The organism is Pseudonocardia sp. EC080619-01 (genome assembly GCF_001420995.1).
In the GTDB taxonomy this organism is placed as follows: Bacteria; Actinomycetota; Actinomycetes; order Mycobacteriales; family Pseudonocardiaceae; genus Pseudonocardia.
In genome coordinates this window covers 3388425-3408651 of record NZ_CP012184.1, presented here as the reverse complement: position 1 = coordinate 3408651, position 20227 = coordinate 3388425, and the positions used below count along the sequence as shown (strand labels likewise).

12 protein-coding genes are annotated in these 20227 nt (G+C 76.9%); 1 reads left to right on the top strand and 11 read right to left on the bottom strand.

Going from position 1 to position 20227, the window contains the following annotated elements:
- The 4 genes from AD017_RS15990 to AD017_RS15975 are packed head-to-tail and all read right to left on the bottom strand — an operon-like array spanning position 1 to position 3882.
- Complete coding sequence (locus AD017_RS15990) at positions 1-780, bottom strand: ABC transporter ATP-binding protein (RefSeq protein ID WP_060574712.1); 780 nt, start codon at positions 778-780, stop codon at positions 1-3.
- Entirely contained in the window at positions 777-1820 is a 1044-nt protein-coding gene (locus AD017_RS15985) for an iron chelate uptake ABC transporter family permease subunit (protein ID WP_060574711.1), read from the bottom strand. Before AD017_RS15985 ends, AD017_RS15990 begins: the two co-directional genes overlap by 4 nt.
- On the bottom strand, positions 1817-2845 hold the full coding sequence (locus AD017_RS15980) for an iron ABC transporter permease (protein WP_060574710.1): 1029 nt from the start codon (positions 2843-2845) through the stop codon (positions 1817-1819). The genes AD017_RS15985 and AD017_RS15980 overlap by 4 nt, the downstream gene beginning before the upstream one ends.
- Positions 2842-3882, bottom strand: coding sequence for an ABC transporter substrate-binding protein (locus AD017_RS15975; RefSeq protein ID WP_060574709.1), 1041 nt, complete (start codon positions 3880-3882; stop codon positions 2842-2844). Before AD017_RS15975 ends, AD017_RS15980 begins: the two co-directional genes overlap by 4 nt.
- Before the next feature lie 153 nt (positions 3883-4035).
- Here AD017_RS15975 and AD017_RS15970 point away from each other — a divergent pair, with 153 nt between their 5' ends.
- Complete coding sequence (locus tag AD017_RS15970; RefSeq protein WP_060574708.1) at positions 4036-5019, top strand: ABC transporter substrate-binding protein; 984 nt, start codon at positions 4036-4038, stop codon at positions 5017-5019.
- Here AD017_RS15970 and AD017_RS15965 read toward each other — a convergent pair.
- From AD017_RS15965 to AD017_RS15935, 7 genes are read right to left on the bottom strand one after another with little or no spacing between them, the layout of a single operon-like run.
- Positions 5003-6406: a DHA2 family efflux MFS transporter permease subunit gene (locus tag AD017_RS15965; protein ID WP_060574707.1), complete on the bottom strand. Its 1404-nt coding sequence runs from the start codon at positions 6404-6406 to the stop codon at positions 5003-5005. The genes AD017_RS15970 and AD017_RS15965 overlap by 17 nt on opposite strands.
- Positions 6403-15453 carry a non-ribosomal peptide synthetase gene (locus AD017_RS15960; protein ID WP_227012759.1) on the bottom strand — a complete coding sequence of 3017 codons (9051 nt, stop codon included), beginning with the start codon at positions 15451-15453 and terminating at the stop codon, positions 6403-6405. Before AD017_RS15960 ends, AD017_RS15965 begins: the two co-directional genes overlap by 4 nt.
- Before the next feature lie 52 nt (positions 15454-15505).
- The gene (locus AD017_RS15955; protein ID WP_010231486.1) at positions 15506-16384 is read right to left on the bottom strand and encodes a siderophore-interacting protein; all 879 of its coding nucleotides are present in this window, start codon (positions 16382-16384) and stop codon (positions 15506-15508) included.
- Positions 16381-16614 (bottom strand): phosphopantetheine-binding protein, encoded by a 234-nt coding sequence (locus AD017_RS15950; RefSeq protein ID WP_010231489.1) that lies wholly within the window; start codon positions 16612-16614, stop codon positions 16381-16383. The genes AD017_RS15955 and AD017_RS15950 overlap by 4 nt, the downstream gene beginning before the upstream one ends.
- Positions 16611-17276: an isochorismatase family protein gene (locus tag AD017_RS15945; protein ID WP_029239603.1), complete on the bottom strand. Its 666-nt coding sequence runs from the start codon at positions 17274-17276 to the stop codon at positions 16611-16613. Before AD017_RS15945 ends, AD017_RS15950 begins: the two co-directional genes overlap by 4 nt.
- A gap of 5 nt (positions 17277-17281) precedes the next feature.
- A complete protein-coding gene (locus AD017_RS15940; protein WP_060574705.1) occupies positions 17282-18997 on the bottom strand; it encodes a (2,3-dihydroxybenzoyl)adenylate synthase in 1716 nt (571 codons plus the stop codon).
- The gene (locus tag AD017_RS15935; protein WP_060574704.1) at positions 18994-20190 is read right to left on the bottom strand and encodes an isochorismate synthase; all 1197 of its coding nucleotides are present in this window, start codon (positions 20188-20190) and stop codon (positions 18994-18996) included. The genes AD017_RS15940 and AD017_RS15935 overlap by 4 nt, the downstream gene beginning before the upstream one ends.
- Positions 20191-20227: the final 37 nt, after the last annotated feature.

The window sequence follows — 20227 nt, the reverse complement described above, 5'->3', positions numbered from 1 at the left end:
TCAGCGCGGGCGCGGCAGCACCAGCGGTGTCCCGGTGAGCGGGTCCGGCATGACGAGCGCGTCCACCCCGAACACCGACGACACGAGCTCGGAGGTGACGACGTCGGACGGGGCGCCCTCGGCGACGATCCGCCCGTCCGACATCGCGATCAGGTGGTGCGCGTAGCGCGCGGCGAGCTCCAGGTCGTGCAGCACCATCACGACCGTCCGCCCCTGCCCGGCGTTGACCCCGCGCAGCAGCTCCAGGACGTCGAGCTGGTGGGCGAGATCGAGGAACGTCGTCGGCTCGTCGAGCAGCATCGTCTCCGGGCCCTGGGCGAGCACCAGCGCGATCCAGGCGCGCTGGCGCTGCCCGCCCGAGAGCTCGGCGACGGGCCGGTCGGCGAGGTCGTCCAGCCCGGTCGCGGCCCGGGCGGCGGCGACGGCGCGCTCGTCGTCGGCGGACCACTGCCGGAACCAGCGCTGGTGCGGGTGCCGCCCGCGCCCGACGAGATCGGCGACGGTGATCCCGTCGGGGGTGGCCGGCTGCTGGGGCAGCACGCCGATCCGCCGGGCCACCTCGGTCGCGGGCAGCCCGGCGAGCTCGGCGCCGTCGAGCAGTACCCGGCCGCCGTGCGGGCGCATCAGCCCGGCGAGCCCGCGCAGCAGCGTCGACTTGCCGCACGCGTTCGGCCCGACGATCACGGTGATCCGCCCGTCGGGGATCGTGACGGACTCGCCGTCGACGACCATCGTCGCGGCCGTGTAGCCGAGGCGGAGGTCCTGGCCGGTCAGCGTCATCCGCTCGCTCCGATCCGGTTGCTGCGCACCAGCAGTGCGATGAGTACGGGCGCACCCACGAGCGCGGTCAGCACCCCGACCGGGAGCTCGCGGGGCAGGAACGCGGTGCGGGCCACCAGGTCGGCCGCCACCACGACGAGAGCTCCCGTCCCGGCCGACGCCAGCAGGCCGGGACTGCGCTCGGCCAGCACCCGTCGCACGATCTGCGGTGCGACGAGCGCGACGAAGCCGACCGGCCCCGCCGAGGCGGTCGCGACCGCCGACAGTCCGACGGCGCAGGCCAGCAGCACGGCACGGGCCCGGCCGATCCGGGGCGAGAGCGACCGGGCGAGGTCGTCGCCCAGCTCCAGCACCTGCAACCGCCGGGTCAGGCCCAGCACCGGTGGCAGCAGCAGGCACAGGCCCAGCGCGACCGGCACGACGTCCGGCCACGACCGGCCGGACAGGCTCCCCACCAGCCAGATCGCCGCCTGGTGGGCGGCATTGACGTCGGCCCGGCCGAGCAGGAACGTCGCCGCCGCGCTGAGGATCGCGGCGACGCCGATCCCGACCAGCACGAGCCGGTAGCCGGAGAACCCGTTCCGGTAGGCGATCGTGTACACCGCGACGGCGGCGACCCCGGCCCCGGCGAGCGCCCCGCCGGTCACCCAGGCGGCGGAGGCCCCGAACCCGATGATCATCACGATCGCACCGGCCGACGCCCCCGCGTTGATCCCGATCACGTCCGGGCTGACCAGCGGGTTGCGCGCGATCCGCTGGAACAGGGTGCCTGCGATCCCGAAGGCCGCGCCGACCAGCACCCCGGTGATCGCGCGGGGCAGCCGGTGGTTCACGACGACGTCGTAGGTGAGCAGCGTGCCGTTCCCGGCGAGCGTGTCGAGCACGGTCGCGAGCGGCATCGGGTACTCGCCGACCGTCGTCGCCCACAGCGCGACGGCGACCGCAGCCGGCCAGACCGCTGCCCCGAGCAGCAGCCCGCGGACACCCACCCGCGCGGAGACCGGGCCACGGCGGAACACGAGCGTCCCCGGCGCGCTCACAGGGCGGCCACCTTCCGCGTCCGCACGAGGTGCAGGAACACCGGGCCGCCGAGCACGGCCGCGGTCACCCCGATCTGCACCTCCTCGGGCGCGATCACCACCCGGCCCGCGACGTCGGCGAGCAGCACGAGGCCCGCCGCGAGCAGCGCGGACACCGGCAGCACCCACCGGTGTGCGGTGCCCACCAGCGCCCGCGCGGCGTGCGGCGCGACCAGCCCGACGAACGCCACGGGCCCCGCGACCGCCGTCGCCGTCCCGGCCAGGACGACGACCGCCACCAGCCCGGTGACGCGGGTGGGGCCGGGCCGGGCACCGAGGCTGCGGGAGGTGTCCTCGCCGAGCGCGACGGCGTCGAGGCGCCGGACCAGCGCGACCGCGAGCAGCACCCCGGCGACGGCGAACGGCACGGCCTGCCCGACCGTGAGGAGATCGGCGCGGGCCAGCGAGCCGACGATCCAGTACCGGAACCGGGCGAACAGCTCCCGGTCGAGCAGCACGACCGCCGACGTCGCCGCCGTGATCAGCGCACTGACCGCGGCTCCGGCCAGCGCCAGTTTCACCGGGGTCGCGCCGTCGCGCCCGGACCCGCCGATCGCGTAGACGGCGAGCGCCGCCAGCGCACCGCCCAGGAAGCCGAACCAGACGTGGCCGGCCAGCGAGCCGATGCCCGCCGACGCCATCACGAGGATCATCGCCCCGGCCGCACCGGCGTTCACCCCGAGCGTGCCCGGCCCGGCGAGCGGGTTGCGGGTGATCCCCTGTGCCACGGCACCCGCCAGCCCGAGGCAGGCGCCGGTGATCAGGCCGGCGAGCGTCCGCGGCAGCCGCACGTGCCGGACGACGATGTCGGTCGGCGAGCCGCCGAACCGCAGGAGCCCGTCGGCCAGCTCCGCCCATGACAGCGGCCGGGCACCGACCTTCATCGACAGCACGGTGGCGGCGGCGACCACGAGCAGCCCGCCCGGCACCGCCCACGGAGCGGCCGGCCGGGGCCGGAGCACCGGAGCGGGGGCGGTCGCCGTCACTCGGGGTGGACCAGGTCCGCGACCCGCTCGGCGGCGTGCGGACCGCGGATACCGGCAGCACGGTCGGCGAAGAGGAACGGGAAGACCTTCCCCTCGCGCACCGCGGTGCTGCCGGACAGCGCGGGGTCGTCGCGGACCTTCTGCACGTCGGCCTCGCCGTCGGCGACGGTCGTCGTGGCGTCGCAGCAGGTCGAGGTGAGGATGACGTCCGGGTCCCTGGCGATCAGCTCCTCCTTGGACACCGCGACGTGGCGCCGCTCGCGGAGGTCGGCGAAGGCGTTCTCCGCGCCGGCCATCTCCAGCACCCTGGTGCCGAAGTCGATCCCGGAGGCGACCCGGTAGCTGCCGTCGTCGTCGTTGAGCAGGATCGCGACCGACGGGCGCGGCCTGCCCGCCACCCGCTCCTCGACAGCCGTCGCCCGGGCCTGCAGGTCGGCGACGAGCTCCTCGGCCCGCTCCTCGACGCCGAACACCCGGCCGAGACCGCGGAGGTCCTCGTGGACGGTCTCCATCGACACCTGGTCGGGGTCGATCGCCTCGTCGGACAGTCCGTCCGCGGAGGGGCACAGCGGCGCCGAGATCCAGCTCTGCACGCCGAGCCCCGCGAGGTCGGCCCGGGTGCTGATGCCCTCGGTCCCGGAGGTCGCGAACGCGTTGTTGTAGCCGGACATGACGAAGTCCGGGGTCGCCGCCAGCAGGGCCTCGCGGGTCGGGAGGTCCGGCACGTAGGGCACCCCGGCCTGGGCCTCGGCGTAGGGCTCGAGCACCTGCGCGTCGAGATAGGCGGTGCCGACGAGCCTGTCGGACAGGCCCAGCGCGTGGACGGTCTCGATCGCCGGCTGGTAGAGGGCGTAGATCCGCTCCGGCGGGCCGGGAACGGTGACGGGAAGGCCGCAGTTCGTCTCGGTGACGGCCCCGGCCGCCGCCGGGTCGGCCGCCTCCGGGGCGGGCGGGCCGCCGCAGCCGGCCAGTACGAGGGCCGCCGCGGAGAGCAGGGCGGCCGGGACCAGACGGCGCGGAACGGGTCGGGTGCGCACGGGACCTCCACTGCGAGCGAACCGCATAAAAGATGACAAGTTGTTCATATGTGACAACTGTCCGGTCGCGCCAGAGCTGCGGAGGCAGAGTCCGGAAGATCACGCCGAAGGCGGACCCTTGCCCGACTAGGTTAGGCTCGCTTTACTCGGGACATGCCGCTCCTCGTCGCACCCGACGCCACCGCCGGGCCGATCAGCCGCCGGGACCTCCTGGGGCTCGCCGCCGGCTCGGCCGCCCTGCTCACCCTGTCCGCCTGCGGATCCGGCGGGCAGGCGCCCGCCGGGGCGACCCGCACGGTCGACGGCGCGTCCGGCCCGGTCGAGATCCCGGTCTCCCCGCAGCGGGTGGCGGCGACGGACTTCTACACGACCTACGCCCTGCTCGACGTCGGGTTCACCGTCGTCGCGACCGCGGAGGCCACCGTCGGCGGCGTGCTGCCGGGCCTGCAGTCCGCCTACGACGTCCTTCCCAAGGTCGGCAAGCCGCAGGAGCTGTCGTACGAGGCGATCGTGGCGCAGCGCCCGGACCTGATCCTCGGGACGATGGTGCCGGGTCTGGCCGAGGACCTGCCCGAGCGCCTCGGCGCGGTCGCCCCGACCCTGCTGTTCGCCGCCGGCGGCGCCCCCGGGACCTGGCAGGAGCGGGCCGTCCGCGCCGCCGACGCCGTCGGGCGCGGCGCCGAGGCGGAGGCGCTGCGCGGCCGCTACGAGCAGCGCGCCCGCGAGATCGGTGAGCGGCACCGCGACCTGCTGGGCAGGATCCGGATCGGCCTGGTCCGCGGCGGTCCGCCCGGCACCGCGCTGGTCGACCTGCCGCAGTCGTGGAGCGGCGTGGTGCTGGGCGCGATCGGGGCGCGGCTGCCCGCGGTCGCCGAGGGCAGGCCGGGTGCGTCGGAGCGGATGTCCTACGAGGAGATCGGTGTCCTCGACGACTGCGACGTGCTGCTGCACCTCGCCGACACCCGCGGCGGCGTCGACGGCAACACCACGCGGATGCTGCAGGCGCCGACGTTCCGGGCGCTGCGCGCGGTGCGGGCCGGGAACCTGCACCCCCTGCCGAACTACTACGTCTCGCACTACGGCCAGGGGCTCGCCGTCCTCGACGAGCTCGACCGGATCCTCACCGGGACGGCCTGACCCCCGGCAGCCGGGTCGCGCCCGCCAGGGCGAGCAGGCAGAACCCGAGCACCCACCAGAACGTCTGCCCGAACGCGGCGGCGCTCGCACCCGGGCCGAGCGCCGCCAGCCGGGACTGCAGGATCACCGCCACCAGCGCGGTGCCGACCGACCCGCCGAGCGTGTTCAGCAGGTTCAGCGCGCTCGCCGCGCGCGGGATCATCTCCTTCGCCATGGTCCGGTAGACCAGCGCCATCACCGGTGCCCCGATCAGCGCTCCTCCGGCGCCCCGGACCAGCAGCGACGCGGCGACCAGCGCGTCGGCCGGGCCACGGTCGAGCTGGGTGAACACCACCGTCCCCAGCGCGACCATCGCGATCCCGGCGAGCACCAGGTTCCGCGGCGCGATCCGGTCCACGAGGCGGTTGACCAGCAGCGACCCGGCGAGCGCCCCGATGCCCTGGGGCGCGAGCAGCAGGCCGGTCTCCCAGGCGTCGAGCCCGCGGCCGGACTGCAGGTAGAGCGGGAGCAGGAAGGTCGCGCCGAACACCGACAGCCCGAGGATCACCAGTGCGAGCGCGGCCGGGCCGAACGGGCTGCGCGCGAAGAGCCGCGGGTCGATCAGCGGGGTGCCGCGGAACCGGAGGCCGTGCAGCACGAACAGCCCCAGCATGGCCAGCCCGGCGAGACACACCGGCACCCCGGGCAGCGCGCCGCCGGTGCGCTCGACCTCCGTCAGACCGAGGACGAACACCGCGAGGCCGGGTGAGAGCAGCAGCGCACCGCGGACGTCGAACGCCGTCCCGCGGGCCGCCGCGGAGTCGCGCGGCACCAGCAGCACGGCCGCCACCGCCGCGGCCAGGCCGATCGGCAGGTTCACGTAGAACAGCCACGGCCAGCTCGCGACGCCGAGGATCGCCCCGCCGGCGAGCGGGCCGAGCACCGGCGAGAGCAGCGGGACGACACCGACGATCGCGATCATCCGGCCGATCCGCCGGGGCCCGGCGAGGCGGGCCAGCACCGCCTGCCCGGTCGGCGGGAGCAGCCCACCGGCCAGGCCCTGCAGGATCCGGAACGCGACCAGCGACGTCAGCGACCAGGCCAGCGCGCACAGTGCCGACGCCACGACGAAGCAGAGCACGGCCACGATCCAGGTCCGGCGACCGCCGAACCGGTCGACCAGCCAGCCCGACGTGGGGACGGCCGCGACCACGGCGAGCAGGTACGCGGTGCTCACCCACTGGATCTCGACCGGGGTCGCGTCGAACTCCGCGGACAGGGTGCTCACCCCGACCGCGACGATCGTCGCGTCCAGGGTGGCCATGAACGTGCCCAGGACCAGGACGAACGCGGCCCGCACCAGCGGCGCGTCGATCCGGTCCGAGGTCTCCGGGGCCGCGCCGCTCATCCGGCGGTCCCCTCCCCGGCCAGGGCCACCAGCTCGTCGCGCAGGAGCCCGGCGAGCGCGGCGATCCGGTCCGCACCGAAGAGGGCCTCCGGCCAGGTGAACCGGACGGCGAGGGTGGGCGCGCCGTCCCCGCCGTCGGCGGTCGCGAGCGCGTTCACCGCCAGCTCGTGCGGGAACGGCATCGCGGCCGGGTCGCCGGAGCCGAGCGCGCCGGCGTCGGCCGGGGCCCGCCACGGCTCGTCCGCACCGGTGGGCGCGGTGAACCGGCCCAGGTAGTTGACCGTCACCCGGGGCCGGACGGCATCGCCGAGCGGCCGGTCCGGCGCGTCCCGCAGCAGGCCGTGGCCGAGGCCGTCCCCGGCGGCCCGCAGCTGGGCACCGACCGCCGCCGGCCCCCCGGTACCGGGGCGGACCAGCGCCGGGGTGACCGTGGTGAACCAGCCGACGGTCCGGGACAGGTCGAGCGCGCCGGTGCCGTCCGGGTCCGTCGCCGGACGGCCGTGGCCCTGCAGGTCCACGAGCAGCTCCGGCTCGCCGGTCCGGCCGCGCCAGCGGTGCGCGGCCCGGGCCAGCGCGGTGAGCAGCACCGCGTCGGGTCCGGTGCCGTGCGCGACCGGCAGCGTCGTCAGCACGGCCGCCGTCGTCGCCGGATCGAGCCGGATCTCGTGGTGCCGCGCGGTGGCGGCGGTGTCGCGACCGGGGTCGAGGGCGACCTCACCCCAGCCGGGGTCGGCGGCGGCCGTCACCGCCCGCCAGTGCGGGAGCTCCGCGCGGCGGGCGTCGGTGGCCGCGTGCAGCGCCAGGGCCCAGCCGACCCAGGTCCGCCCGACCGGTGGCAGCGCGGGCGTCGCGCCGGCCGCGACGGCCGGGTGGGCCTGCGCGAGGTCGTCGAGCAGCACCCGCCACGACACCGGGTCGACGACGAGGTGGTGTGCCAGGAGCACCAGCCGGCCCGGCCGGTCCGGTCCGGCGTCCAGCCACTCGGCACGCAGCAGCGGGCCGCGGTACGGGTCGAGCCCGTCCCGTGCGGCGGCGATCCGCCGGTCCGCGACCGCCCTGGCGTCGTCGCCGGGCGCGAGCGCGGTCCGGACGAGCACGTCGGCGCCGGTGACGGCGCCCGGACCGGGGACCCGCAGCACCGGTTCACCACCGGTGTCCGGCACGGCGAGGTGCGCCCGGAGGGCGTCGTGCCGCACCAGCAGCGCGTCCAGGACGGCGTGCCAGAGCGTCACGTCGCCGCCCGCGGGCACGACGGTCTCCGTCCACTGGCAGTACCCGGCGGACGGGGCACCGGGCCGGCCGCTGCCGCCCCGGCGGAGCAGGTCGCGCATCACCGGGGTGAGCGGCGCGTCGCCGGTGACCGGTCCGGCGTCGGCGGGGGTGTCGGCGGCGGGGACCGATCGGATCGCCATCCCGGCCGCCGTGCCGCCGTCGAACACGTCGCGGGCGGTCAGCAGCCGGCCGGCCCGGCGGGCCCGGGAGATCACCTGCAGCGAGACGATGCTGTCGCCGCCAGCGGCGAGGAAGTCGTCGTCGGGGCCGATCGTGTCGTCGTCGAGGACGTCCCGCAGCACGCCGAGCAGGATCCGCTCGGCCTCGGTCGCGGGCTCCCGGGACGGCCCGGCCGTGACGCGGTCCGGCGCGGGCAGGGCGTCGCGGTCCAGCTTCCCGGCCGGTGTCAGCGGCAGCCGGTCGAGCAGCACGAGGTGGGTGGGCACCATGTGCGCGGGCAGCTCCGCGGCGAGCGCGGCCCGCAGTGCCTCCACGGCGGGGGCGGCGCCGCCGGCCGGCACGACGTAGCCGACCAGCCGGTCGTCACGCACGACCACGGTGGCGGCGCGGACACCGTCCTGGGACCCGAGCACGGTCTCGATCTCGCCGAGCTCGATCCGGAACCCGCGGATCTTCACCTGGTGGTCGGCCCGGCCGAGGAACGCGATCTGCCCGTCCGCCCGCAGGTGCACCAGGTCACCGGTGCGGTACATCCGCTCGCCGGGCGCACCGAACGGGTTCGCGACGAACGACGACGCGGTCTCCCCCGGCCGCCCCAGGTAGCCGCGGGCCAGCCCGGCGCCGGCCAGGTACAGCTCGCCGGTGCGGTCCGGGCCGACCGGCTGCAGGCCGCCGTCGAGCACGTAGGCGCGGATGCCCGGGTCGGGCACGCCGATGGGCAGCGGCCCCGGGTCGTCCGGGTCGTACGCCCAGGCCACCGCGTTGATCGAGACCTCGGTGGGGCCGTAGCAGTTGACCAGCCCACGGCGGGCGCCCCAGCGTCGCGCGAGCGCCGGGTCGAGCCGCTCCGCCCCGACGAGCAGGGTGATGTCCGGTGGCAGCGTGCGGTCGTCGGGCATCGCGGCGAGGAACGACGGCAGCAGGTTCGCCAGCGTGACCCGCTGGGCGGCGATGTGGTCGAGCAGCGCATCCGCCGAGTCACGGACCTCGGCCGGTGCGACGACCGAGGTCCCGCCCGAGGCGAGCGCGATCACTGTCTGGAAGAAGGCGACGTCGAAGCTGGTGGAGGCGAACTGCAGCACGCGGTCGTCGGGCGTGGCCCCGAAGGTGCCCTCGGACAGCAGGACCAGGTCGGCCAGGCCGCGGTGCGGCACGCCGACCGGCTTCGGACGACCGGTCGTGCCCGAGGTGAAGATGACGTACGCGAGCCGGTCCGGGTCGTAGGGCGGCAGTGGCGGGCCGTCGCCGCCCGCGAGCACCTCGTCCAGCCGGATCCGCGGCACGCCACGCTCGGCGAGCAGGCGTTCCGCGTCGCCGCCGGTCGTGGCACCGACGGTGAGCGCCGCGACCGGGGCCGCGTCGGACACCATCGTCTCCAGCCGGGCCTGCGGGTAGGCCGGATCGAGCGGCAGGTAGACCGCACCGGCGCGGAGGATGCCGATGATCGCCAGCGGCATCTCGACGTCCCGGTCGAGCAGCACCGCGACCGGCTGCTCGGGCCGCACCCCGCGGCGCACCAGCTCGCGGGCCAGCGCGTCGGCCAGGGCGTCCAGCTCGGCGTAGGTGAGCACCCGGTCCCGGCACTGCACCGCCGGGTGGTCCGGCCGGGAGGCGACCCAGCCGGCGAACCGTTCGGCGAGGGTGAAGGTCGCACCCGGGCCGCCGTCGGCGACGCGGAGGGCCTCGGCGCGGGCCGCGGGATCGAGCAGCGGCAGCGCCGTCGCCGGACGCTCGGGATCGGCGACCAGCTCGTGGAGCACGGTGTGCAGGGCGTGGCCCAGCGCGCGGACCGCGCCACCGCTCAGCGCCGCGGGCTGGTACCCGAGGCCGATCACGATCTCGTCGTCCGGGATCACGACGACGGTCAGCGGGTAGTGCGTCGCGTCGGCGATCTCGACCCCGGCCAGGACGGGGCCCGGGCCGGGGCCGGCGGCCGGACGGCGCTCGGCGGCCGGGAAGTTCTCCATCACCAGCATCGTGTCGAACAGGTCGCCGGCACCGGCGTCGCGCTGCACGTCCGGCAGCCCCACGTGATGGTGCTCGGACATCGCGACGGACCGGTCGTGCACCGTCCCGAGCACCGCGGCCGCCGTGTCCCCCGGTGCCCAGCGGACCCGCACCGGGACGGTGTTGCCGAGCTGCCCGACCATCCGCTCGACGCCGGGGACCTCGGCCGGGCGACCGGAGACCGGCTGTCCGAACAGGACGTCGCGGCGGCCGGTCGCCCGGCCGAGGACGATCCCCCATGCGGTGTGCAGCACCGCGGTCAGGGTGACGCCGCGCTCCCGGGCGAACCGGCGCAGCGACGCGCTGAACCCCGCGCCGAGCGCGACGGGGTGCCGCTCGGGCCGGGCGACCGTCGTGCCGGTCGCGCCCGGCGCGATCCGGGTGCCCTCGTCGACGCCGTCGAGCAGCTCGCGCCAGGCCCGGCGGCCTGCGTCGTGGTCACGGGCGGCGAGCCAGGCGAAGTGGTCGGCGACCGGCGGCGGGGGCGGGACGGCCGGGCCGCCGCCCAGCTCGTCGTGGATCGCGAGCAGGGCCTTCCCGACCAGCGGCATCGACCAGCCGTCGAGCAGCGCGTGGTGGTTCGTGATCGCCAGCCGGTGGTCGCCGGGCCCGAGCCGGGCCAGCAGGAACCGGATCAGCGGCGGGCGGGCCGGGTCGAAGGGCCGGGCCTGCTCGGCCGCGGCCACCCGGGCGAACGCGGCGGCCGGGTCGTCGTCCCCGGTCAGGTCGGCGAACCGCCAGTCGAGGTCGACACCGGCCGGGACGACCTGGACGACCCGGCCGTCGTCGAGCGCGGCCAGGTGGATCCGCAGCGGCGGGTGCCGGCGCAGCAGCTCCGCCGCCGCCGCGCGCATCCGGTCCGGGTCGAGGTCCCCGGCCAGGGTGACGACGGCCTGCACCACGTAGACGTCGGTGTCGCCGTCGGCGAGAGCCATGCTGTGGAACGACAGCCCGGCCTGCAGCGCGGTCGCCGGGAGCACGTCGGCGACCGGGCGCTCCTGCTGGAGCTCGTCGATCGTGGCCTGGTCGAGCCCGACCAGCGGCAGGTCGGACGGGGTGAGCCCGCCGTCGCCGGTGCCGAGCCCGGCGGCGTGCGCGGCCAGCCCGGCGACGGCGGCGGCGAAGGCGCGCTGCACCTCCGCGACCCGGTCCGGGCCGAGTGCGGCACCGGCGGCGGTCCACTCGACGGAGAGGCACTCACCGCCGGCTCCGTCGGTCAGGAAGCAGTTCAGCGCGAGCAGCTGCTCGAGGGCCTTGCCGGGCGGCTCCGTCACCGCGAACGCCGAGCCCTCCGGCATCCGCCAGCCCGCCCCCGGCGATGCGGCGAACCGCCCCAGGTAGTTGACCAGCACGTCCGGCGGGGCGTCGGCGCCGAGCTCCGCGCGGGTGCGCGGGTCGAGCCACCGGAGCACGCCGTGTCCCGATCCGTCACCGGGGACGGCGCGGGCGGCCTCCTTCGTCGCGCGCAGCAGGCGGCCGGCGGCGGGCCCGCCGGCGAGCGCCTCGCGCAGCGCGTCCAGGCCGGCGACCTCCCCGAGCGGGAGCCGGACCGGGTGCTCGACGGTGAACCAGCCGACCGTCCCGGCCAGGTCCAGACGGGCGGACTCGCGGCCGTGGCCCTCGGTGCCGACCGTGACGGCGTCGGTCGCTCCCGTGACGGTGCGCAGGGTGAGGGCGAGCGCGGCCAGCAGCACCTCGTCGACACCGGCCCGGTAGGCGGCCGGCAGCCGCTCGACCAGCGCGGCGGTCTGCCCGGCGTCGAGCACGGTCCGGTCGTGGCGTGCGGTGGCGACGGTGTCGCGCCGCGGGTCCAGCGGACGGTCCCCGATCCGGACGGTCGCGGCGGCGGCGGACCGCCAGTACGGCAGCTCGTCGCGGCGGGCCCCGCTCTCGCCCTGCTCGGCGAGCACGCCCGCGTGCCGCCGCCAGGACGCGCCGGTGCGGGGCAGCGCGGGATCGTCCCCGCTGGCCGCGGCGGTCCACGCGCGGTGCAGGTCGGGCAGTAGCACCCGCCAGGAGACACCGTCGGCGGCGAGATGGTGGACGACGACGAGCAGCCGGTCCGGGGTGCCCTCGCCGGTCCGGGCCAGCAGCACCCGGACCAGGTCCGCCGCGGCGGGATCGAGCTCCCCGGCCAGCAGCCCGGCGAGGTCGGCGACCCAGTCGTCGGTGAGCGGCCCGGTCGCGGCCTCCCGGAACGCCCGGGCGGCGTCGACGGCACCGGCCGGGAGCACGGCCGGCTCCCCGTCGACGCAGCGCAGGCGCAGCGCGTCGTGCCGGTCCAGCACCGCGCCGACGGCGGCGGCCAGGTCCGGGGTGCGGGCCGGGACGTCGATCCGCAGCGCGGTCCACTGGGCGTACCCGGCGATCGACGCCGGGTCGCGGTTCGGGGCGAGCAGCCCGCGGACGATGGGGGGCGCCGGGACCGGGCCGGTCGGCTCGTCCGGGACCACGTCCGGGCCGGTGGCGGCCGGGGTGGCGGCACTGCTCATGGCGGCGAGGGCCGCCAGGCTGCGCCGGGCCAGCAGGTCCCGCGGGCGGAGCTCCAGCCCGGCCTCACGCAGCCTGCTGCCGACGGCGATCGCGGAGATCGAGTCGCCGCCGAGGGCGAGGAAGTCGTCGTCGACGTCGACCCGCTCGGTGCCCAGCACCCCGGCGACGACGTCGTGCAGCGACCGCTCGGCGTCGGTCGCGGGGGCCCGGGAGGCGGCCGACGGCGCCGGTGCCGGCAGCGCCGCCCGGTCGAGCTTGCCGTTGACCGTGGTCGGGAGGGCGTCGAGGACCAGCACCGCGGACGGCACGAGGTGCTCGGGCAGGCGCGCGGCGAGCGCGTCGCGCACGGCGTCCGGGGTGAGGTCGCCGGTCACGTAGCCGACGAGCCGGTCACGGCCGGCGTCGGCGCGGACCGTCACGGCGGCGGCGCCGACCCCGGGCACCGCGGCCAGCTCGGCCTCGACCTCGCCGAGCTCGACCCGGTAACCGCGGATCTTGACCTGGCCGTCGTCGCGGCCGAGGAACTCCAGGCCCGCGCCGGTGAGCCGGGCCCGGTCACCGGTGCGGTACATCCGCCCGGGCCCGAACGGGTTCGCGACGAACCGTTCCGCGGTCGTGCCGGGCCGGTCCAGGTAGCCGAGCGCGAGGTGCGGACCGGCCAGGTAGAGCTCGCCGGGCTCGCCCACCGCGACCGGCTCCAGCGCGGCGTCGAGCAGGTGGGCACGGGTGCCCGCCAGCGGGAGGCCGATCGTCGGGTGCCCACCGGTGACGGGCGCGAGGGTCGCGTCCACGGTGGCCTCGGTCGGGCCGTAGAGGTTGTAGGCGGTGATGCCGGACGCGGCGACCCGGCGCCACAGCGGCGCCGGGGTGGCCTCGCCGCCGAGGACCAGAAGCACGGGGCGGTGGTCGCCGTCCAGCAGGCCGGCGTCGAGCAGCGGCCCCGCCAGCGACGGCGTCGTGTCGACGATGTCGATCCGGTCGGCACGCAGCGCCGCGGCGAGAGCCTCGCCGTCACGGACCAGGTCGGTGTCGTAGAGGTGCAGCTCGTGCCCGGTCAGCAGCCAGGTCAGCTGGTCCAGCGCCGCGTCGAAGGCGAACGAGTAGGTGTGCGCGGCACGCAGGTGCCGCCCGGCCGCGCGTTCCGCCTCCGCGACGAGGGTGCCGCGGTGGTGGTGCACCAGCCCGGCGAGGCCGCCGGCGCGGGCGAGGACGCCCTTGGGGCGGCCGGTGGAGCCGGACGTGTAGAGCACGTAGGCCGGGCGGTCCGGGTCGAGCGGCCCGGTCGCCGCGGGCCCGGCCGGGAGCGGTCCGGTCGGGTCGAGGACGGCGCAGGCGGGCGCCGGCAGGTCGGCGACGGTCTCCGGGGTGGCCAGCAGCAGGGCCGGGCGGGCGTCGTCGAGCAGGTCACGGCGCCGCTGCGGCGGGTGCGCCGGATCGAGCACCAGGAACGCGGCCCCGGCGTCGAGCACGGCGAGCAGTGCCACGACCAGCGCGGGTTCGCGGGGCAGCGACACCGCGACCACGTCGCCCGGTCCGAGCCCTCGCCCGCGCAGCGCGGCGGACAGCTCCCGCACCCGCCCGACCAGCTCCCCCGCGGTGAGGCGGACGCCCGCGTGCACGAGCGCGGGCCGGTCCGGGTCCGCGGCGAGGTCGTCGAGCAGCTCCGGCAGGTCCTTCGGGGCGCCGGCCGGGGCCGGGCGGTCGAGCGCGGCGAGGGCCCGGTCCCGCTCGTCGGGCGCGAGCAGCCGCACCGCGCCGACCGGGGGCAGACCGGGCCCGGCGAGCGCGGTGAGCAGGTCGGCCAGCGCGTCGAGACGGCGGCGCAGCACCGGCTCGTCGTTGGTGCGGGCGTCGGCCTCGAAGCCGAGGAGCAGGCCGCCGGCCGCGGTGGGGGTGGCGGTCAGGCCGAGGTCCTCCGGCGGGCCGCCCGCCACGTTCACGAGCACGCCGGTCGACCCGCCCAGCCGGACACCGAAGTCGAACGACGCCTTCAGGTTGATCCCGCGCCCGTGCAGCAGCTCGCCCGACCCGGGCAGCTCCCGGGGCAGGTCCTCGCCACGGAACCGCTGGTGTGCGCGGACGTCGCGCAGCGCCGCGGCGGTGCGGCGGCCCAGCTCGTCGAGCCGGTCCCCGGGGCGCACCGCGAGCCGGAGCGGCAGGACGTTGACCATCATCGCCGGGGTGCGCAGCGCCGCGGACCCGGTGCGGCACATCAGCGGGAGCGCGAACACCACGTCGGTGCGGCTCTCCAGCCGGTGCAGGAACGCGGCGTACCCGGCGATGACCAGCTCACCCCAGGTGACGCCGGCGCCGTCGGCGACCTCCTTCAGGCGGGCGATCGTGTCCGGGCCGAGCTCGCGGTGCGCGGTCACGGTCGCCGCGGCCGGGCCGTCCGGGGGCGGCGGGCCGCCCGGGGCCTCGGGCAGCGGGGTCAGCAGGTCCCGCCAGAACGCCCGGTCCTGCCCGGCCTGCTCGCCGGCCCGGTACTCCAGGTCGGCGGCGACGAGGTCCGCGAACGGCCGGAACGGGCACCGCGGCGGCTCCTCCCCGCGGACGGCGGCGGTGTAGCGGGCCCCGATCCGGCGGCAGAGCTGGGTGGCGGAGTAACCGTCGAACACCAGGTGGTGGCCGAGCTGCAGGTAGTGGACCTCGGTGTCGCCGAGCACCGCGACCGACGGCCGGAACAGCGACCGGCCGGTCATGTCCCGGCAGTCGGCGGCGAGCCGGGCCCGCTCGGCGGCGACGAGGTCGCGGGCCGCGGCGTGCGGGTCGGGGGCGTCCCGCAGGTCGACGACGGGTGGCGGCGGGACCGGGTCCGGGTCGACGTACTGCCGCGGGCCGTCCGGTGTGGTCACCAGCCGCAGGCGCAGCGTCTCCGCCTCACAGACCGTCGCCCGGACCGCCTCGACCAGTGCCGGGACGTCGACCGGGGTGTCACCGGAGATCTGCAGGACGTCGCCGACGACGTAGTACGGCGAGTCCGGCTCCAGGCGCTGGGCGTTCCAGATCCCCAGCTGGGCGCCGGTGAGTTCCAGCAGGCCGTCCCCGGCGGTGCTCCCCGTGTCCACGTCGGTCCGGACGGTCGCCGTGCTCAACAGATCTCCCTCGCTCGCGGTGTCCGGCACCCGCGGCGCGGGCGGCCGGTCCTCAGTGGCCGTGGCCGTGCTCGTCCTCGTCGTCGCCGTGGTCGTCGAAGTCGGTGACGCCGCGCTTCCAGTAGCCGGTGACGTCGCGGTCCGCCGCGTCGAGGCCCAGCTCGTCGCGCAGGAAGCGGCGCAGCGGCTTGATCGCCGTCGTCTCCCCCGCCACCCAGGCGAAGACGCGCGCGTCCGCGGGCGGGCGCACCGCCGTCACCGCCTTCTCCAGGGCGTCCGACGTCCCGGCGGGCACGTCGCCGCGGTGCACCCAGCGCACCTCGACGCCGTCCGGCGCCGACATCGGGAGCTCGTCGGCGGCGTCGGTGACCTCGACGAACGCCCGTCCGCGAGCGTCGGCGGGGAGCCGTTCGAGGATCCGGGCGATCGCGGGCTGCGCGGTCAGGTCGCCGGCCAGCAGGTAGTGGTCGTAGCCGTGCGGGATCGCGAGTCCGCCGGGCGGGCCGGCCACCGGGATCCGCTCGCCCGGCGCCACGGTGCGCACCCAGTCCGAGGCGAGGCCGCCGTCGTGCACCACCAGGTCGATGTCCAGCTCACCGGCGTCCGGGTCGTGCCGGCGCACGGTGTACTCGCGCGACACCGGCCGCGGGCGCGGCCAGTTCAGCATGTCGCCGTCCTGCTCGGGCAGGCGCAGCACGCCGTCCTCGCCGGGGAACACCAGCCGCACGTGCTCCTCGTCGCAGTGGCTGTGGAACCCCGCGAGCCCGGGACCGCCGAGGGTGAGCCGCACCATCGACGGGCCGACCGGCGCGGTCCGCAGCACCTCGAGCTCGCGCAGCAGGATCGGGTACGGCACCTTCGTCGCCCCGGTCTCCCGGCCGTAGGCCGTCGCGAGGTTCCCGGCGACGTCGCCGCGGTCCGCCCGCTTCACGCCGCACCCCGGACGATCTCGATCCAGCGGCTCAGGACGGGCTCCTCGGCCAGGTCCGGGAACTCCAGCGCCGGGGCGCCGCCGTCGCGCCAGCGCTCGACGAGCGTCATGATCCGCATCGAGTCGAGGCCCCGGTCGAGGAGGTCCTCCTCGGGGTCGATCCCCTCCGGCGCGACGCCCAGCAGCTCGGCGACGTCGGATCGGATCCGCTCCGCGGTCGGCGCGCTCATCCGCCCACCCCGGCCGGGGTGGCGGCGAACGCCCCGAGGACGTCGGCGGTGCCGGTCACCACGCCACAGCGCTGGGCGACGTACTCGCACGCGGCGTCGTGGTGGCGGCGGGAGAAGTCGGCGACGGCGTCGGCCACCAGGAACGGGGCGACGTCGCGCATGAACGCCTCGACGGCCGTGGCCTGGCAGCCGATGTGCGCGTAGATCCCGGTGACGAGCAGCTGGTCCCGGCCGCCCTCGGCGAGGCGCTCGGCGAACGTGCTGCGCTGGAACGCGCTGTAGCGCCACTTGGTGAGGACCTCGTCGCCGGGCTGCGGCGCGAGCTCGTCGACCACGTCGGCGGCGGCCGGGTCGTCGTCGATCACCGCGCCGATCCCGTCACCCCAGAAGTCGGTGAGCAGCCCGCGGTCGGCGGGGTCCTGCCGGCCCGGCTGGGCGGTGTAGAACACCGGCACGCCGCGCTCCCGGCAGGCGGCCAGCAGGGCCGCGATGTTCGCGACGACCTCCGGGACCGGGGAGCCGGCGTAGGGCGCCAGGAAGTAGCGCTGCATGTCGTGGACCAGCAGCGCGGCCCGGGACGCGTCCGGCTGCCACGCGACCCGTCCGGCCGGGCGCTCGGCCGGGGCCGGCAGCGGGTAGGGCTCGATCCGGGGCAGGGACATCTCGCTCACCTCTCCTCGTCGGCCGACGAGGGGTCCGCCCCGCCGGTGTCGGCCGCGGCGGGTGCCGCGGCGCGTGCGCGCAGCGCCTCGCGCAGCTCGCGCTTGCTGGTCTTGCCGACCCCCGTCACCGGGAAGCCGGGAACGATCTCGATCAGGTCCGGCACCTTGAACGCGGCCACCCCGCGCTCGCGGACGAACCGGCGCAGCACCGACCCGGCCGGTGCGTCGGTGCCCGGCCGGGGCACGACGTAGGCGCAGGTCCGTTCGCCGAGGTAGCCGTCCGGGACGCCGATGACGGCGGCGTCCAGCACGTCGGGGTGCGCCATGAGGTGGTCCTCCACCTCGGTCGGCGCGACCTTCTCCCCGCCCCGGTTGACCTGCTCCTTCACCCGGCCCACGACCTCCAGGTGCCCGGTCGGGGTGCGGCGGACCAGGTCACCGGTCCGGTAGAAGCCGTCGTCGGTGAAGGCGGTCGCGTTGTGCTCGGCGGCGCGGAAGTAGCCGCGGATCGTGTACGGCCCGCGGGTGAGCAGCGCGCCGGCCCGGCCCGGCTCCACCTCGGCCGTCGACGGCGCCGCCGGGTCGTCCGGGTCGACGACCCGGATCTCGTCGTCGGCCGAGATCGGCCGGCCCTGGGTGGTCAGGACGAGCTCGTCGGGGTCGTCGAGGCGGGTGTAGTTGACCAGGCCCTCGGCCATCCCGAAGACCTGCTGCAACCGGCAGCCCAGCGCCGGGCCGATCCGTCCTGCCAGCTCCGGCCCGCACTTCGCCCCGCCGACGAGGACGACCTCCAGACTGGACAGGTCGTGCGAGGTGCGGGCGGCCGCGTCGGCCCAGGCCGCCGCGAGCGGCGGGACCAGCCCGGTGATCGTCACCCGTTCCCGCTCGACCAGCGCGAACGCCGTCGACGGATCGGGGGCCGGGGCGAACACCGAGGCCGCGCCCGCGTGCAGCGCGCCGAGGACACCGGGCGAGCTGAGCGGGAAGTTGTGCGCCGCGGGCAGCGCGGCGAGGTAGACGCTGTCCGGCCGCAGACCGCAGATCCGGGCGCTCTCCCGGACGCTGTGGAGGTAGTCGTCGTGGGTCCGCGGGATCAGCTTCGGCAGCCCGGTGGACCCGCCGGAGAGCTGCAGGAACGCCACGCCCTCCGGGTCCGGGTCGGGCAGCGCGACCGGGTCGGCGTCCAGGCCGGCCAGCGGGACCGTCCCGTCCGTGGTGCCGCCGGCGCCGGTGTCCAGCACGATCGTCTCGCGGACGGAGCCGACGGCGCCGGCGGTGGCGCGGGCGAGCGCGCCGTGGTCGTACCGGGCGTGCGCGTCGACGGTGAGCACCGCCGCGGCCTCCGACCACTCCGCGACGTGGCGCAGCTCGGTCTCCCGGTGCGCCGGCAGCGCGAACACCGGCCGGGCACCCACCCGGAACAGCGCGAACACGACCGGCAGGAACTCGGGGACGTTCGGCAGCTGGAGCACGACGTTCTCGCCGGGCCGGATCCCGAGCCCGTGCAGGCCCGCGGCCAGCCGGTGCGCCCGGCGGTCGAGGTCGGCGAAGGTCCAGCGGTGCTCGGTGCCACCGGTCCGCCCGACGACGGCGGTGCGCTCCGGGTGCGCCGCGGCCAGCAGCGACAGCCAGGCCCCGAAGGAGCGGCCGTGCCAGTACCCGGCCGCGCGGTACCGCGCGGCGACCTCCGGCGGCCAGGCGACGTGGTCGGGCCCGGTCATGCGACGGCCTCGACCCCGATGGCCCGCAGCATCGTGCGGAACTTCGCGCGGGTCTCGGCGACCTCGGAGTCCGGGTCCGACCCGGCGACGATGCCCGCCCCGGCGTACAGCCGCACGGTCCGGTCGCACACCTCGGCGCTGCGGATGGCCAGCACCCACTCGCCGTCGCCGTCGGCGTCGACCCAGCCGGTCATCCCGCTGTAGTAGCCGCGGTCCGACGGTTCGAGCTCGCCGATCGCCTCCCGGGCGGCGGGCACCGGCACCCCGCACACGGCGGGGGTCGGGTGCAGCGCGTGCGCCAGGTGCAGCGCGCTCACCGACGGGTCGGCGAGCCGCCCGGAGATCCGGCTGGACAGGTGCCACATGGTGGCGGTGCCGATGACCTCGGGCTCGGTGGGCGCGTCGACCTCGGTGCAGAACCCGCGCAGCACGGCGACGACCCGGTCGGCGACGAGCGCGTGCTCGGCGAGGTCCTTCTCCGACACCTTCAGCGCTGCGATCCGGGCCTCGTTCTCGGCCGGGTCGTCGGACCGCGGGATCGACCCGGCGAGCGGGTTGGTCACCACGGTGCCGCCCTCGCGGGAGACCAGTAGCTCCGGGCTCGCACCGACCAGCGTGCGCAGCGCGGGGTCGCCGGGCGCGGTGACGTCCGCGGCGAACGCGAACGCGGCCGGGTCGGCCAGCGCGAGCCGGGTGAGCAGGTCCCGCACCGGGACCGGGGTCTGCGAGGTCAGCTCCAGCGCCCGCGCCAGGACGACCTTCTCCAGCCGGCCCTCCCCGATCATGCCGAGCGCCCGGCGCACCCCGTCGGCGTAGGTCTCGGGGGCCGGTTCGTGACGCACCGACCAGCGCGAGCCCGGCGGTTCCGGGACCCGGACCGGGCCGGACGCCGCCGGGGACGGGGCGGCGCGGCGCACCAGGGCGGGGACGTGGAGGCTGCGCGGCGCGCCGGGGGCGAACCCGATCGCACCGACCACCACCGGGTCGGGGTGACCGGCGTCGGCGACGGCGGCGAGCGTCCCGGCGACCGCGTCCCCGGGGGAGCCCGGGGACTCCGGGACGACGGTGTGCACACCGTCGGCGAGCAGGGTCCCGCGTGGTGACCGGTGGAAGAACGACCCGGGCAGGTACGCGGCGAGCAGGTCACCGCTGTCGTGCTCCGGGAGCGGACGCGCGGGGGCGGGGCTGGACAACTGACGTTTCCTTCCGGTCGTCGCCGGGCGGCGGAGG

Excerpts from the sequence above, each read along its gene's own strand:
- AD017_RS15990 (WP_060574712.1), bottom strand. The coding sequence starts at position 780 with ATGACGCTGACCGGCCAGGACCTCCGCCTCGGCTACACGGCCGCGACG.
- AD017_RS15970 (WP_060574708.1), top strand. The coding sequence starts at position 4,036 with ATGCCGCTCCTCGTCGCACCCGACGCCACCGCCGGGCCGATCAGCCGC.
- AD017_RS15965 (WP_060574707.1), bottom strand. The coding sequence starts at position 6,406 with ATGAGCGGCGCGGCCCCGGAGACCTCGGACCGGATCGACGCGCCGCTG.
- AD017_RS15950 (WP_010231489.1), bottom strand. The coding sequence starts at position 16,614 with ATGAGCGCGCCGACCGCGGAGCGGATCCGATCCGACGTCGCCGAGCTG.
- AD017_RS15945 (WP_029239603.1), bottom strand. The coding sequence starts at position 17,276 with ATGTCCCTGCCCCGGATCGAGCCCTACCCGCTGCCGGCCCCGGCCGAG.
- AD017_RS15940 (WP_060574705.1), bottom strand. The coding sequence starts at position 18,997 with ATGACCGGGCCCGACCACGTCGCCTGGCCGCCGGAGGTCGCCGCGCGG.